Annotated in this window: 9 protein-coding genes; 6 read left to right on the forward strand and 3 right to left on the reverse strand. The window is 73.3% G+C overall.

Going from position 1 to position 15,204, the window contains the following annotated elements; genetic code table 11:
* The first annotated feature begins 61 nt into the window (after positions 1 to 61).
* Together E0F75_RS15925 and E0F75_RS15930 are read left to right on the forward strand one after the other, a co-directional pair.
* Positions 62 to 1,906, forward strand: coding sequence for an ABC transporter ATP-binding protein (locus E0F75_RS15925; RefSeq protein WP_194480916.1), 1,845 nt, complete (start codon positions 62 to 64; stop codon positions 1,904 to 1,906).
* Positions 1,903 to 3,738: an ABC transporter ATP-binding protein gene (locus E0F75_RS15930; protein ID WP_187623168.1), complete on the forward strand. Its 1,836-nt coding sequence runs from the start codon at positions 1,903 to 1,905 to the stop codon at positions 3,736 to 3,738. The genes E0F75_RS15925 and E0F75_RS15930 overlap by 4 nt, the downstream gene beginning before the upstream one ends.
* Before the next feature lie 163 nt (positions 3,739 to 3,901).
* On the opposite strand, the gene E0F75_RS15935 is transcribed toward E0F75_RS15930, so the two are convergent.
* A complete protein-coding gene (locus tag E0F75_RS15935) occupies positions 3,902 to 5,395 on the reverse strand; it encodes an MFS transporter (protein WP_187623169.1) in 1,494 nt (497 codons plus the stop codon).
* 125 nt (positions 5,396 to 5,520) lie between these two features.
* Here E0F75_RS15935 and E0F75_RS15940 point away from each other — a divergent pair, with 125 nt between their 5' ends.
* From E0F75_RS15940 to E0F75_RS15955, 4 genes are all read left to right on the forward strand, one after another.
* Positions 5,521 to 6,435, forward strand: a complete 915-nt coding sequence (locus E0F75_RS15940) for a TetR/AcrR family transcriptional regulator C-terminal domain-containing protein (protein ID WP_187623170.1) — start codon at positions 5,521 to 5,523, stop codon at positions 6,433 to 6,435.
* Positions 6,436 to 6,639: 204 nt separating this feature from the next.
* A complete protein-coding gene (locus E0F75_RS15945; protein WP_187623171.1) occupies positions 6,640 to 8,670 on the forward strand; it encodes a M4 family metallopeptidase in 2,031 nt (676 codons plus the stop codon).
* A gap of 127 nt (positions 8,671 to 8,797) precedes the next feature.
* On the forward strand, positions 8,798 to 9,454 hold the full coding sequence (locus E0F75_RS15950) for a response regulator transcription factor (protein WP_187623172.1): 657 nt from the start codon (positions 8,798 to 8,800) through the stop codon (positions 9,452 to 9,454).
* A complete protein-coding gene (locus tag E0F75_RS15955; RefSeq protein ID WP_187623173.1) occupies positions 9,447 to 10,991 on the forward strand; it encodes a sensor histidine kinase in 1,545 nt (514 codons plus the stop codon). Before E0F75_RS15950 ends, E0F75_RS15955 begins: the two co-directional genes overlap by 8 nt.
* 118 nt (positions 10,992 to 11,109) lie before the next feature.
* Here the strand turns inward: E0F75_RS15955 and glgP are convergent, their stop codons facing one another.
* Positions 11,110 to 13,677: an alpha-glucan family phosphorylase gene (gene glgP / locus E0F75_RS15960; RefSeq protein ID WP_187623174.1), complete on the reverse strand. Its 2,568-nt coding sequence runs from the start codon at positions 13,675 to 13,677 to the stop codon at positions 11,110 to 11,112.
* 129 nt (positions 13,678 to 13,806) lie between these two features.
* Entirely contained in the window at positions 13,807 to 15,186 is a 1,380-nt protein-coding gene (locus tag E0F75_RS15965) for an FAD-dependent monooxygenase (protein WP_194480922.1), read from the reverse strand.
* Positions 15,187 to 15,204 lie beyond the last annotated feature (18 nt).

A 15,204-nucleotide genomic window follows, 5' to 3' on the forward strand; every position in this document is an offset into this window, starting at 1 on the left:
CCTCCGCCCGACCGGAAAACAGGATGAGACGTGTCAGTGGTGAACCGTATGGTCGGGCCTGATGCCCGAGAAACCTGTCGCCCCAGAGCCCCCCGCCCCCGATTCCCCAGATTCCCCCGACGACCACGACGCCCACGGCCGCTCCGCGGTGCGGACGCTGCTCCGCCTCTGGCCGTACGTGCGGCCGGTGCGGGCGCGGTTGTTCACGGCCGCGTTCGTCGCGATCGTCGCGTCCTGTCTGTCGCTCGTCATCCCGCTCGTACTGAAGTGGCTGGTCGACGGCCCGGTCGCGGACCGGGACCCGGGCGGCGTGTGGCTGGGGGCGCTCTACCTCCTGCTGCTCGGCATCGCCGAGGCGGTGCTCTTCGGATACCGGCGGTGGCTGGTCGCCCGGCCCCTGTCGGGGGTGGAGGCGCGGATGCGGGCCGATCTGTACGGCAGGCTCCAGCGGCTCCCGATCGCCTTCCACGACCGGTGGGCCTCGGGCCAGCTTCTCTCCCGCGGCACGACCGACCTCATGCTGGTCCGGATGTTCCTGGCCTTCCCGCTGACGTTCCTGCTGGTCAACGCAGTGACGATCCTCGCGGGTTACGTCCTGCTGCTCGCCCAGGACTGGTCCCTCGGACTCGTCCTCCTCGCCCCGGTCATCCCGCTCGTCATCGTCTGCTCGATCTTCGAGGGCCGGTACGGGGTGGTCGCGCGCCGCGCCCAGGACCAGGTGGGCGATCTGACGACGGTCGTCGAGGAGAGCGTCCTCGGCATCCGCATCGTCAAGGGCTTCGGCCGCCACCGCAGCCAGGCGACGGCCTTCCGGGAGCTCTCCGGCCGACTGCGCGGCACCGAGCTCGTCAAGGCCCGGCTGCTCGCGATGATCTGGGCGGTCATCACCTTCGTACCGGAGCTGGCCATCGGTGCGGCCCTCGTCCTCGGCACGGTCCAGGTGGCGGACGGCGACCTGTCGGCGGGCACGCTCGTCGCGTTCCTTTCGACGGCCATGGCGCTGCGCTGGCCGGTGGAGTCGATCGGCTTCCTGCTGGCGATGAGCCAGGAGGCGGCGACCGCCACGGAACGGTACTTCGAGGTGATGGACGCCGAGGAGGAGCCGGACACCGCCCCGGCCACCGGGGGCAGCCGGGCCACGACGGCCGGCGGCCCGGGCGGGGTGCGCTTCGAAGGCGTGTCCTTCCGCTACCCGGACGCACCGGCGGACGCCGCGCCCGTCCTGGACGGCATCGACCTGCACATCCGCCCCGGCGAGACCCTGGCCCTGGTCGGCGGCACCGGCTCCGGCAAGACCACGCTCACCGCCCTCGTACCGAGGCTGCACGAGGCGTCGGGCGGCCGCATCCTCCTGGACGGCGAGGACATCGCCCTGATGGAGCGGGACCGGCTGCGGTCCCTGGTGTCGATGGCCTTCGAGGAGCCGACCCTCTTCTCCGCCAGCGTCGGGGAGAACGTGCTGATGGGCGCGGACGGTGCGGCGGGCGAGCCGGAACTGCACCGCGCCCTCGGCGTGGCGCAGGCCGACGGCTTCGTCCAGCGGCTGCCCGAGGGCGCCGGGACCCAGGTCGGTGAACAGGGCCTGAGCCTGTCCGGCGGACAGCGCCAGCGGCTCGCCCTCGCGAGGGCGGTCGTCGGCCGCCCCCGCTTCCTGGTCCTGGACGATCCCCTGTCCGCACTCGACGTCCACACGGAGGCCCGCGTGGAGGCGGCCCTGCGGGAGGTCCTGCGGGACACCACGGCACTCGTGGTGGCCCACCGCCCGTCGACGGTGATGCTGGCCGACCGGGTGGCGCTGCTCTCCCGGGGCCGGATCGCGGCCGTGGGCACCCATCACGAACTGCTGCGGAGCAGCGAGGAGTACGCCTGGCTGATGTCCGGCGAAGGCGAGGGCGGACCCCGATGACGGAACAGACGGAACAGACGGCACAGACGGCACAGCAGACCGGCGACCCCTTCGACCGCGACGACCTCCCGGCGCCCCCCGGAGCGACGGGCGTCCTGCTCCGCTCGCTCCTCTCGGCCCACCGCGTACGGGTCGCGGTCGCCGCCCTGGTGCTCCTCGTCAAGGAGGGCGCGGTCCAGGCCGGCCCCCTCCTCGTCGCGTACGCCATCGACGAGGGCGTCCCCGCCTTCCGCGCGGGCGACCACGGACCCGTCCTCGCGGTGGCCCTCGGCTACCTCCTCTGCGCGGCGCTCTCGGGCCTCCTCCAGTACGTCTTCGTCCGCGGCGCGGCCCGCGTCAACCAGGACGTCCTTCTCGACCTGCGCGGCCGCATCTTCCGCCACTCGCAGATCCTGAGCGTCGACTTCCACGAGCGGTACACCTCGGGCCGGCTCATCTCCCGCTCCACCACCGACGTCGAATCCCTCCGGGAGCTCCTCTCGGAGGGATTGCAGGAACTGATCGGCGTCGTCCTCTCCTTCCTCTCGATCTCCGCGATCCTCCTCTACCTCGACCTGGGCATCGGCGCCGTGGCGGTGGCGTCCTTCCTGCCCCTCGCCTTCCTCGTACGCGTCTACCGGCGACGTGCCGGAGCGGTGTACGCCGAGCGGTCCACGGCCATCGCCGGCGTCATCGTGAAGTTCGCGGAGACGATGAACGGCATCCGTCCGGTGCGGGCGTTCCGCCGGGAGCAGGTCAACAACGCCGAGTTCGCGGCGCTCAACCACCGGCACGAGCGCAGCAACGGCGACGCGCTCCTCGAGATGGCCCGCTACGTCGTGGGGTCGCGGCTCGTCGCCAACACGGCGGTCGCCGGCATGTGCCTCTGGGGCGCCTACCGGGTGGCCTCGGGCTCCCTCGAACTGGGCGTCCTGGCGGCTGCGGTCCTGTACATGCGGCGCCTGTACGACCCGATCGACCGGCTCGGCATGTTCCTCAACTCGTACGAGTCGGCGGCCGCGTCCCTCGCCAAGATCGCGGGGCTCCTGGCCCAGGAGCCCGGAGTGCCGGAGACGACGGCCCCCGCCACCCTGCCCGCCCGCACGGGCTCCCCGGGGCGCGAGGTCACCTTCGACAAGGTCCGCTTCGCCTACCGCACGGGCGGCGAGGTCCTCCCCGCCTTCGACCTGACCATCCCCGCCGGCCAGACGGTGGCGGTGGTGGGGGCGACGGGCGCGGGCAAGTCCACCCTGGCGAAGCTCCTCGCCCGCTTCTACGACCCCACGGACGGCGCGGTGCGCCTGGACGGGGTGGACCTCCGCGACCTGACCACCCCGGACCTGCGCCGGGGCATCGTCATGGTCACCCAGGAGGCGTTCCTCTTCTCGGGAACGGTCGCCGAGAACATCGCGATCGGCCGCCCTGACGCGACCCGCGAGCAGATCGAGGACGCGGCCCGCGCGATCGGGGCCCACGACTTCATCAAGGGCCTCCCGGACGGGTACGACACGGACGTACGCAAGAGGGGCGGCCGCATCTCGGCGGGCCAGCGCCAGCTGGTCGCCTTCGCGAGGGCGCTGCTCGCGGACCCTGCGGTGCTGATCCTGGACGAGGCCACCAGCTCGCTGGACGTTCCGGGAGAGCGGGCGGTGCAGCGGGCGATGGACACGGTCCTGGCGGGTCGTACGGCTGTCGTCATCGCCCACCGGCTGTCCACGGTCGAGGTCGCGGACAGGGTCCTGGTGATGGAGTCGGGGCGCGTGGTCGAGGACGGCTCGCCCTCGGACCTCGTGACGGGTGAGGGCCACTACGCGGGTCTGCACCATGCCTGGCGGGAGAGTCTGGTGGGCTGAGCCTCCACCCCGTGGGGGTGCCGTGGGGGCCGTTCCGGGGGCCGCATTCGGGACTGCATGATTTACGGCGCTTCAGGAGCAGTTGAAGCTTTGCGCCCTTGTCGCGCCACAAATCACGCTTTACGTCCCGAACGCGGCCCCCTCCACGTCCCCCACTCCTGTTTCACGGTCGCGCTTTGCGCAGCAGGACCAGCGACAGCGCGGCCGAAGCCAGCATCAGCACCGCCGCCCCGACGGCTACCGCTCCCATCGCCTCGACGAACGCGGTGCGGGCCGCTTCCGTCACCGAAGGCCCGGCTGTCAGCGCACCGCCCAGGGTCTCGCGAGCCACGGCCGGTGCGGACGCCGGCATCGCGCCGGTGTAGACCGCCGCACCCAGGGTGCCCAGGAGCGCCATGCCGAGCGCTCCGCCGAGCTCGGCTCCCGATTCGAGCACGGCGGCGGCCGAGCCGGCCCGTTCGGGCGGTGCGGCGCCGAGGGCCAGTTCGTTGGCGAGGGTCATCGCGGAGACGAGCCCGCCGGCGTAGACGGCACTGGCCACGATGACGACCCACAGGGGCGTGGCGCGGTCGATGCCGGCCAGCCAGGCGAAGCCGGCGGCGGCCACGAGGAACCCGCCGGCCATCACGTGCGCCCGGTCGGTCTTCTGGGCCAGCGCCGCGGCCGTGGGTGCGGCGGCCAGCACGCCCGCGGTCGGCACGAGGCTCCAGAGCGCCGCCTCCAACGGGCTCTGGCCCAGGACGGACTGCAGGTACTGGGTGAGGAAGACGGCGAAGCCGACCGTCGCCGCCATCGCGAGCAGGTTGGCCAGGACGGAGCCGCCGTAGGACCGGTTCCGCAGCAGAGCGAGGTCGACCATGGGGTGGGCGAGCCGCGCCTGCCGGCGGACGAACAGCAGACCGACGAGCAGCCCCACGGCCGCACCGCCCGCCGGAAGCGGCGCCCAGCCGTCCTCGGCCAGCTCCTTGACGCCGTGGATGAGCGGCAGCAGCGCGCCGAGCGAGAGGGCGGCGCTGAGGACGTCGAACCGTCCGGTGACGGCTCCCTTGGACTCGGGCAGCAGCAACGGCCCCAGGACGAGGAGGAGGGCCATGGCCGGCAGGTTGACGAGGAACACCGACCCCCACCAGAAGTGCTCCACGAGCGCGCCGCTGACCACGGGCCCGAGGGCGATGCCACTCGCCATCACCGAGGTCCACAGGGTGACGGCCTTCGCGCGCTGGGCCGGGTCGGCGAACAGCACCCGGATCAGGGCGAGCGTGGCGGGCATGAGGCAGGCCCCGGCGATGCCGAGCAGCGCACGGGCGCCGATCAGGGCGCCGGGGCTGTGCGCGTAGGCCGCGGCCACGGAGGCGGCACCGAACAGCGCCGCGCCGCCGAGCAGGACCTTGCGCCGCCCGACGCGGTCCCCGAGCGCGCCCATGGTGACGAGGAGCCCGGCGAGGACGAAGCCGTAGATGTCGAGGATCCAGAGCTGTTCGGTGGCTCCCGGCCGCAGGTCGGCGCTGATGGAGGGGATGGCGAAGTAGAGGACGGACACGTCCATGGAGACGAGGAGCAGCGGCAGCATGAGGACGCCGAGGGCCGTCCATTCACGGCGGCCGGCGCGAGCGGGACCGGGCCCGGCGGCGGGCTCCGACTGTGCGGTGAGTGTCATGGGGAGGAGGGAAGCAGCGGTGTGTGTACGGTGCCACTCCCGCCCTAGTGCACCTGGACTCTTGGGGAGGAGAGGGCAGTTCAGGGGCGTGTACGGCTCTCTTGGTGCACTAGTACGCTCCCGTCATGACGACGCAACCGCCCTACCTCGCGATCGCCGCCGAACTCCGTCGCCGGGTGCAGGTGGGTGAGTTGGGCCCGGGCGACAGGCTCCCGTCGACGCGGGCGATCACCCGCGAGTGGGGCGTGGCCATGGCGACGGCCACGAAGGCGCTCGCGGTCCTGCGCCAGGAGGGCCTGGTCCGGCCGGAGCCGGGGGTGGGCACGGTGGTCGTGCCGGCGGCGAAGGGCGCCCGGGGCGAGGGCGGGACGGCGACTCCCCTCGCCCGCGCGGAGATCGTCACCTCGGCCCTCGAACTCGCCGACACGGAAGGGCTGCACGCCCTGACGATGCGCAGGGTGGCGACGAAGCTCGGCGTCTCGACCATGGCCCTGTACCGCCACGTCCCGGGCAAGCCGGAGCTGGTCCGTCTGATGACGGACGCGGCCTGCGGCGAGGTCCCGCTCGGTCCGGTGCCGGCGCACTGGCGGACGGGCCTGGAGCAGGGGGCGCGCTGGCTGCGTGACGTGTACGCCCGGCACCCGTGGCTGGCGCACGCGATGGCCTCGTACACGCGGCCCGTGGCGACGCCGAACGCGATGGCGTACACGGAGTGGGTGCTGCGGGCCATGAGGGGCACACCGCTCACCCACACCCAGAAGCTCCACACCCATCTGACGATCTTCGCCTACGTCCAGGGGCTGTCGATGGCGGACGATCTGGAGGAGCAGGCCCGACAGGATTCGGGCATCTCTGACGGCGAGTGGATGGAACAGAACGAGCCACGATTCGACGCGATCCAATCGGGTGGCTCGTACCCGGAGTTGGCCTCGGTGACAAGCGGTGGCGGGTTCGGTCTCGATCTGCGGACGCTCTTCGAATTCGGGCTCGGGCGAACATTGGACGGCATCGCGTCCTTGATCGATGAAACGTCCGCTTAACGAACACGGCCTTACGAGCAGCGAACGATTTCCGGCCAACTTGTCGACGCGCTCCTGACAGGTCCTCGTCATTCCTGTCACTCTCTCCCCGGCTCTTCGCACCACAGTTCGCTGCTTCACCCGAACGTGCTCCACAGCTCTGCTTGCTCCGCCCGGATGGGCCGACCCAGTCCGCCGGTACCCCCCTCGCAAGAAGGAGTCTGCGTGAGATCCACGCCCAGCCGTCGCGCCACCGCGACCGGCGCTCTGATCGCTGCCGCTGCCATGCTCACCGTGAGCGTCCAGACGGGCGCCGCCACCGCGGCCGACGCCCCCTGGAGCATCGCCCCGAAGGCCCAGCAGGGCACCTCGGCGAACCCCGGCAAGCTCCCGGCCGACCTCACTCCCGCCGAGCGCACCGCGCTCATCAAGGCGGCCGACGCCGACAAGGCCGCCAAGGCCAAGGAACTCGGCCTCGGCGCCCAGGAGAAGCTGGTCGTCCGTGACGTCGTGCAGGACCGCGACGGCACGACCCACACGCGCTACGAGCGCACCTACGCCGGACTGCCCGTCCTGGGCGGCGACCTGATCGTCGCCGAGACCAAGGCCGGCGCCACCACCGGTGTCACCAAGTCCTCCCGCGCGGAGCTCAAGAACATCTCCACCTCCGCCACCCTGGCCCCGGCCGCCGCCGAGAAGCAGGCCGTCGGCCTCGCCCAGGCGGACGGCTCCGACAAGGCCAAGGCCGACCGCGCCCCGCGCAAGGTCGTCTGGGCGGCCAACGGCACCCCCGTCCTCGCGTACGAGACCGTCGTCGGCGGCCTCCAGCACGACGGCACCCCGAACGAGCTGCACGTCGTGACGGACGCGAAGACCGGCGCGAAGCTCTTCGAGTGGCAGGGCATCGAGACCGGCACCGGCAACACGCAGTACAGCGGCCAGGTGACCCTCGGCACCGCGCCCTCGTACACGCTGACCGACACCGGTCGCGGCAACCACAAGACGTACAACCTCAACGGCGGTACGTCCGGCACCGGCACGCTGTTCAGCAACACCACCGACGTGTGGGGCAACGGCACGCCGCAGAACAAGGAGACGGCGGGCGCCGACGCGCACTACGGCGCCGCGCTCACCTGGGACTACTACAAGAACGTGCACGGCCGCACCGGCATCAAGGGTGACGGCGTCGGCGCGTACTCCCGGGTCCACTACGGCAACGCGTACGTCAACGCCTTCTGGTCGGACTCCTGCTTCTGCATGACGTACGGCGACGGCGCGGGCAACGTCAAGCCGCTGACCTCCATCGACGTGGCGGCGCACGAGATGACGCACGGCGTCACCGCCAACACCGCCGGCCTGATCTACAGCGGCGAGTCCGGCGGCCTCAACGAGGCCACCTCGGACATCTTCGCGGCGGCCGTCGAGTTCTACGCCAACAACGCCCAGGACCAGGGCGACTACCTCGTCGGCGAGAAGATCGACATCCGCGGCAACGGCACCCCGCTCCGCTACATGGACAAGCCGAGCAAGGACGGCTCGTCCAAGGACGCCTGGTACTCGGGCCTCGGCGGCATCGACGTCCACTACTCCTCGGGCCCGGCGAACCACTGGTACTACCTGCTCTCCGAGGGCAGCGGCGCCAAGACCGTCAACGGCGTGAACTACGACTCGCCGACCTCCGACGGCCTGCCCGTCACCGGCATCGGCCGTGACAAGGCCTCGCTGATCTGGTTCAAGGCGCTCACCACCAAGTTCGGCTCCTCCACCAACTACGCCGGCGCCCGCACGGGCACCGTCGCGGTGGCCACCGAGCTGTACGGCGCCGGCAGCCCCGAGGTGCTCGCGGTCGAGCACGCCTGGGCCGGCATCAACGTCGGTTCCCGCCCGGGTGGCGGCGAGCCGCAGCCCGGCAAGGTCTTCGAGAACACCGCCGACGTGTCCATCCCGGACAACGGCGCCGCGGTGACCTCGACGGTCAACGTCACGGGTGTCACGGGCAACGCGCCCTCCGCCCTCAAGGTGGACGTGAACATCGTCCACACCTACCGCGGTGACCTCGTCGTCGACCTCGTCGCCCCGGACGGCTCGGTCTACAGCCTGTCCAACCGGTCCGGCGGCAGCGCCGACAACATCGTCCAGACCTTCACCGTGAACGCCTCCTCCGAGGTCGCCAACGGTGCCTGGAAGCTCCGCGTCCAGGACAAGGCCTCGATCGACACCGGCTACATCAACAGCTTCAAGCTCACCTTCCCGTAAGCCCGCGAGCGGGCCGACGGGTGAGTGAGTGACCCGAGTCACAAGTGCCGGACGCCCGGAGGGATCCTTCCCTCCGGGCGTCCGTGCGTCCCCGCCTCCGCACGGGCCCCTCCGTACCCTGGAACCCATGATCAAGGTGCTGCTGGCCGACGACGAGACGATGATCAGGGCCGGGGTGCGGGCCATCCTCGCCACCGACCCCGGGATCGAGGTGGTCGCCGAGGCCGGCGACGGCCACGAGGCCGTCGAACTCGCCCGCGAGCACCGCCCCGACGTCGTCCTCCTGGACATCCGGATGCCCCGGCTCGACGGACTCGGCGCGGCCGAGGAGCTGCGCGGGGCCGTCCCGGGCACGGCCGTCGTCATGCTCACCACCTTCTCCGAGGACGCGTACATCGCACGCGCCCTCGGCAGCGGCGTCAGCGGCTTCCTGCTCAAGTCCGGGGACCCGCGCGAACTGATCGCCGGGGTCCGGGCCGTGGCCGGCGGCGGCGCCGCCCTCTCCCCCACCGTCGCCCGCCGGGTCATCGACACCCTCGGGGGCGAACGCCTCACCCGCGCGGCCGCGGCGCGCGCCCGCCTCGACCGGCTCACCGGCCGTGAGCGGGAGGTCGTCGCCCTGCTCGGCGCCGGGCTCTCCAACCAGGAGATCGCGGACCGCATGTACGTCGTCGAGGGCACCGTCAAGGCCCATGTGAGCGCCGTGCTCGGCCGGCTCGGCCTGCGCAACCGGGTGCAGCTCGCGGTCCTCGCGTACGAGGCGGGCCTGGTGACCGATGCGTGAGGCACCGCGCGAGCCGGTCCGCGAGCGCCTCTTCGACCTCCTCCTGTGGCTGCTGCTCTGCGTACCCGTCCTGCTGAAGTCCGACCCGAACGACGGCGGCAGCTGGCCCCGGGTCGCCGTGGGCGTGGTGGTCCTCGCGGGCTGCGTCGCGATCAGCCGGAGGTGGCCGTTGGTGTCGCTCGCGGCCACGGTCGCGGCGAGCCTGCCGGCCACCCTGGAGCTGTTCACCCCCTCGTACAGCCTGGCCCTGGTCGCCTTCGGATACCTCGCGGGGCGGCGCCAGGAGCACACCCGGGCGGCGCTCTGGCTGTTCGGCGCGATCGCGGCCTCGGGCCTCGCCCTCACCTGGGTCACCCGTACCTCGCTCGGCCAGTGGTTCACCCTGCTGCTCGCGCTCGCCCTCGCCGTCGTCGCGCCCTGGCTGATCGGCCGGTACGTGCGCCAGTACGACCGCCTCGTGCAGAGCGGCTGGCAGCTGGCGGACCGGATGGAGCACGAGCAGGCGGCGGTCGCCGACCGGGAGCGGCTGCGGGAGCGGTCCCGGATCGCGGGCGACATGCACGACTCGCTCGGCCACGACCTGGCCCTGATCGCCATCCGCGCGGGCGCCCTGGAGGTCTCCCCCGACCTCGGCCCCGACCAGCAGCGGGCGGTGGGCGAGCTGCGCCGCGCGGCGGCGGACGCGACGGCCCGGCTGCGGGACATCATCGGCGTCCTGCGCGAGGAGGACGACGCGGCGCCGACGAGCCCGGCCGGCGAGACGGTCGAGGAACTGGCGGCCCGCGCCCGCGCGTCGGGGCTCACGGTCACCCTCGCCACGACACCGGTGCCCACGCTGCCGGGGATGTCGGGGCTCGCCCTGCACCGGGTCGTGCAGGAAGGTCTCACCAACGCGGCCAAGCACGCGCCCGGCGCGGCGGTCTCGCTCGCCGTCACCCCGGAGGGGGACGAGGCGGCGACGGTACGGGTCGAGGTGGTCAGCGGTCCCGGCACGGGCGGGCCCTCCCTCGGGTCCGGCTCCGGTGGCACCGGCCTCGTCGGCCTCGGCGAGCGCGTCCGCCTCGCCGGCGGCACCCTCGCCCACCGCGCCACCGAGGACGGCGGCTTCGCCCTGACCGCCGTGCTGCCCCGCAAGGCCCCCGCACCGCTGCCCGCCGCCCCCACCTCGGCCAGGGAACTGGACCTGGCGCGCCGAGAGGTCCGCAAGGGCCTGGCGCGGGCGATCTGGATCCCGCTCGCGCTCCTCGCCGCACTCGGCGCGCTGATGCTGGGGGTCGCCGCGTGGACGCAGGCCCAGTCGTACCTGGAGCCGGACGACTACGCGAGGATCCGGATCGGCCAGACGCCCGCGCAGCTCGACGAGACCGTCGACGACTGGCCCGAGCATCCGCTGGACGGCGCACCGCAGGTGGCTCCGCCGGAGCCGTCCGGGATGGACGAGTGCCGGTACTACCGCTCGACGATGCTGGCCGCCGTGCCGGTGTACCGGCTGTGCTTCGTCGCCGGGCACCTCGCCGACAAGGCCGAGGTGCCCTAGGCGCCGAGCTGCTTTGGGCCGAGATGTCCCGGGCCGAGATGTCCCGGGCCGGGGTGTCCCGGGCCGGGGTGTCCCGGGCCGGGGTGTCCCGGGCCGGGGTGCGGTCGCGGTCGCGGTCCTACCGGAGCAGCACCCCCGCGCCCTCCCCCGTCGTCTCCTCCGGCAGGGCCACCAGGCCCAGTTCCCCCGGGTGGGCGAGGAGCGGATGGGAGGGGCGGACGCGGACCGTGCAGCCGAAGGTGCCGGTGCGGTCGAGTGCCAGGGTGCCCGCGTACGGCTGCCGGCCCTCCAGGTCCGGGCCGCCCGCCGGCTTCAGCGGGACGGTACGGGTGTCGGCGAGGGTGTCGTCGGCGTCGACCCGGCCGGTGACGGCCTGCACCTCGACGTCGTCGGGGGCGAGGGCGCCGAGGGCGACCCGGACCCGGACGACCGGTGTCGCGCCGAGCTCCGCGTCGGCGAGGTCGTCCGCGAGGTCGTCGCCGACCTCGACGCGGTCGACGGTCACCTTGGGCCAGGCCTCCCGGACCCGGGCCTTCCAGGCGGCGAGGTCCCGCGCCCGCTCCGGGGTGAGCTCCCGGCGGGCGGCCGCGGCGGGGACGTAGAGCCGCTCGACGTACTCGCGGACCATGCGGTCGGCGAGCACCTTCGGGCCGAGGTCGGTGAGGGTGCGGCGGACCATCGCCGTCCAGCCGGCCGGGACGCCGTCGGGGCCCCGGTCGTAGAAGCGGGGGGCGACCCTGCGTTCGATCAGCTCGTAGAGGGCGGCGGCCTCCAGGTCGTCGCGGCGGTCCTCGTCCGCGGCGGCGGCCCCGTCGGCGGTCGGGATGGCCCAGCCGAAGTCCGGCTCGAACCACTCGTCCCACCAGCCGTCGAGGACGGAGAGGTTGAGGCAGCCGTTGAGCGCGGCCTTCATACCGCTGGTGCCGCAGGCCTCCAGGGGGCGGAGGGGGTTGTTGAGCCAGACGTCGCAGCCGGGGTAGAGGCCGCGGGCCATCGCCATGCCGTAGTCGGGCAGGAAGACGATCCGGTGCCGGACCCGGGGGTCGTCGGCGAACCGGACGAGTTCCTGCACGAGCCGCTTCCCGCCGTCGTCGGCGGGGTGCGCCTTGCCCGCGACGACGAGCTGCACCGGCCGGTCCGGGTGCAGGAGCATCGCCCGCAGCCGGTCCTTGTCCCGCAGCATGAGGGTGAGCCGCTTGTACGAGGGGACCCGGCGGGCGAAGCCGATGGTGAGGACGTCGGGGTCGAGGACGGAGTCGGTCCAGCCGAGTTCGGCGGCTGCCGCTCCGCGCTGCCGCCAGGACGCCCGCAGCCTCTCCCGTACGTCGGTCACGAGCTTTTCGCGCAGGGTGCGGCGGAGTTCCCACAGCTCGCGGTCGGCGGGGTCGGGGCCGAGCCGGCCGACCTCGGGGGCGACCCAGGTGGGGGCGTGGACGCCGTTGGTGATCGAGGTGATCGGCACCTCGCCGGCGTCGAAGCCCGGCCAGAGCCCGGCGAACATGGCCCGGCTGACGGCCCCGTGGAGGGTGGAGACGCCGTTGGCGCGCTGGGCGAGGCGCAGGCCCATGGCGGCCATGTTGAAGACGCCGGGTTCGCCGCCCAGCGGGGTCTCGTCGCCGAGCGCGAGGACCTTCCCGGTGTCGACGCCTGGCAGCGCGCCGTCCTCGCCGAGGTGGCGGGCGACCAGGGTGCGGTCGAAGCGGTCGATGCCGGCCGGGACGGGGGTGTGGGTGGTGAACACGGTCCCGGCGCGGACGGTCTCCAGGGCGCTGTCGAAGTCGAGTCCCTCGCCCTGGAGTTCGCGGATGCGTTCGAGGCCGAGGAAGCCGGCGTGGCCCTCGTTGCTGTGGAAGACCTCGGGCGCGGGGGTGCCGGTGAGCCGGGTGTACGTACGGACGGCGCGGACGCCGCCGATGCCGAGCAGCATCTCCTGGAGCAGCCGGTGCTCGCTGCCGCCGCCGTACAGCCGGTCGGTGACGCTCCGTTCGCCGGGGGCGTTCTCCTCGACGTCGGAGTCGAGCATCAGGAGGGGGACGCGGCCGACCCGCGCGATCCAGAGGTGGGCGTGCAGACTGCGCCCGCCGGGCAGGGCGAGGGTGATCCGGGCGGGGGCGCCGTCGGCCTCGCGGAGCAGGGTGACCGGCAGCTCGCCGGGGTCGAGGACGGGGTACTGCTCCTGCTGCCAGCCGTCCCGGCCGAGGGACTGGCGGAAGTAGCCGTGCCGGTAGAGCAGGCCGACGCCGATGAGCGGGACGCCGAGGTCGCTGGCGGACTTGAGGTGGTCGCCGGCGAGGATGCCGAGGCCGCCGGAGTACTGGGGCAGGGCGGCGGTGACGCCGAACTCGGGCGAGAAGTAGGCGAGGGCGGCGGGCGCACCGGTGGCCTGCCGCTGGTACCAGCGGGGGGCGTGCAGATACGTGTCGAGGTCCTCGGCGGCGGCCCGGACCCGGGCCAGGAAGTCCCGGTCGGCGGCGAGCGCGGCGAGCCGGGGGGCTTCGAGGGCGCCGAGGATCCGGACGGGGTCGGTGCCGCCGGACGTCGTGGCCGGGCCGGTGGGTTCGAGGGACTCGAAGAGGGCGCGGGTGGGTTCGTGCCAGGACCAGCGCAGGTTGTGCGCGAGCTCGGCGAGGGGTCGAAGGGTGTCGGGGAGGACGGGACGCACGGTGAATCGACGGATTGCCTTCACGCGTTCCACCTTCGCAGGCGAGTACGGAGCGGAGTGGACGCACCACGCTGTGCGTCCGTCGTTCCGCTCAGACCTTAGGGCACACCGTTCCCGCCGTGCGACGGCGCACGGGGAGCGGTGGGGCGCGTGTCAGCCGATGGCCGGGAGGGGGATCTCGTACGGGGAGCCCTGGTTGACGGTCGCCGGGTCGAAGGCGCCGGTGGCGGCGTACCGGCAGGCGATGGCGGCGAGTTCCTCGGCGGGGATGACCTCGTGGATGTCGGTGAAGCCGTGCGGGGCGCGCGCGTGCGCGAGGTCGATGACGACCTCGGGGCCCAGTCGGCGGTTGGCCCGCTGGAGCGCGGTGGTGACGGGGCGGCGGTCCCGCTCGTAGGCGGCGAGGCCGTCCTCGGGGTCGGCGTGCCGGGCGAGGGCGTGGGCGAGGGCGCGCGCGTCGACGATCGACTGGGTCGCCCCGTTGGAGCCGATCGGGTACATGGCGTGGGCGGCGTCGCCGATGAGGGTGGTGCGGCCGTGGGTCCACCGGTCGAGCGGCTCGCGGTCGACCATCGGGTACTCGTACGCGGAGTCGGCGGCGCGCAGGATGTCGGGGACGCTGACGCCGTCGAACTCCCAGCCCTCGTAGAACGGGAGGAACGTCTCGACGGGGACGGACCGGTTCCAGTCGCCGAGGAGCCGCTCCTCCCCCGCGGCCGTCCCGGCCCCGCACGTGCGCTCGGCCGGGCGGGCGAGCGCCCAGTTCACCAGGACCTCCCGGTCGGGCCCGGTCGGCCGGCCCATCGGGTAGACGACGGCCTTCTGCCGGTCGTCGCCGGCGATGAGCATGAACGAGCCCACCGCCCTCGCCGGCATCCGGGACACCCCCCGCCACACCAGCATCCCGTTCCACGGCGGCCCGCCCTCCCCCGGGTGCAGCGCCGCCCGTACCGTCGAGCGGATGCCGTCCGCGCCGACGAGCACGTCCGGTTCGAGGGAGGCGCGGCCGTGCACGGCGCCCTCCCGGTGTTCGAGCCGCAGCCGGGGCCGCCCGTCCGGCGTCGGCTCCACGCCGCTCACCCGGACCCCGGTGACCAGGGCGGCGGGGCCGAGCCTGGCCCGTACCGCGCCGGCGAGGACCTGCTGGAGGTGCCCGCGGTGGACCGACAGCTGCGGCCAGAGGTAGCCCGCGCCGAGGCCGCGCGGTTCCCGGGATATCAGCCCGCCGGAGCGGTGGTAGTAGCGCAGTTCGCGGGTGCGCAGGGCGCCCGCCTCCAGCGCGTCGAGCAGGCCGAGCGCGTCCAGTTCGCGGACGGCGTTCGGCATCAGGTTGAGCCCGGCGCCGACCGGGCGGATCGCGGGCGCCGTCTCCACGACCGTCACCCGCTCGAAGCCGGCGGCGTGCAGGGAGAGGGCGGTGGTGAGGCCGGCGATGCCGCCGCCGGCGATCACGATGTGCGGGCTCTGCCCGTAGTCCGGCGCCGGACTACGGCGGTGGACCGGGAGGAACGCGGAGGGGGTGTGGGGGGACATGACGACTGCTCCTTCGGC

Origin of the sequence: Streptomyces sp. CB02980 (genome assembly GCF_014451325.2) — a bacterium.
Lineage (GTDB): Bacteria > Actinomycetota > Actinomycetes > Streptomycetales > Streptomycetaceae > Streptomyces.

Excerpts from the sequence above, each read along its gene's own strand:
- E0F75_RS15955 (WP_187623173.1), top strand. The coding sequence starts at position 9,447 with ATGCGTGAGGCACCGCGCGAGCCGGTCCGCGAGCGCCTCTTCGACCTC.
- E0F75_RS15965 (WP_194480922.1), bottom strand. The coding sequence starts at position 15,186 with ATGTCCCCCCACACCCCCTCCGCGTTCCTCCCGGTCCACCGCCGTAGT.
- E0F75_RS15950 (WP_187623172.1), top strand. The coding sequence starts at position 8,798 with ATGATCAAGGTGCTGCTGGCCGACGACGAGACGATGATCAGGGCCGGG.
- E0F75_RS15935 (WP_187623169.1), bottom strand. The coding sequence starts at position 5,395 with ATGACACTCACCGCACAGTCGGAGCCCGCCGCCGGGCCCGGTCCCGCT.
- E0F75_RS15930 (WP_187623168.1), top strand. The coding sequence starts at position 1,903 with ATGACGGAACAGACGGAACAGACGGCACAGACGGCACAGCAGACCGGC.
- E0F75_RS15940 (WP_187623170.1), top strand. The coding sequence starts at position 5,521 with ATGACGACGCAACCGCCCTACCTCGCGATCGCCGCCGAACTCCGTCGC.
- E0F75_RS15925 (WP_194480916.1), top strand. The coding sequence starts at position 62 with ATGCCCGAGAAACCTGTCGCCCCAGAGCCCCCCGCCCCCGATTCCCCA.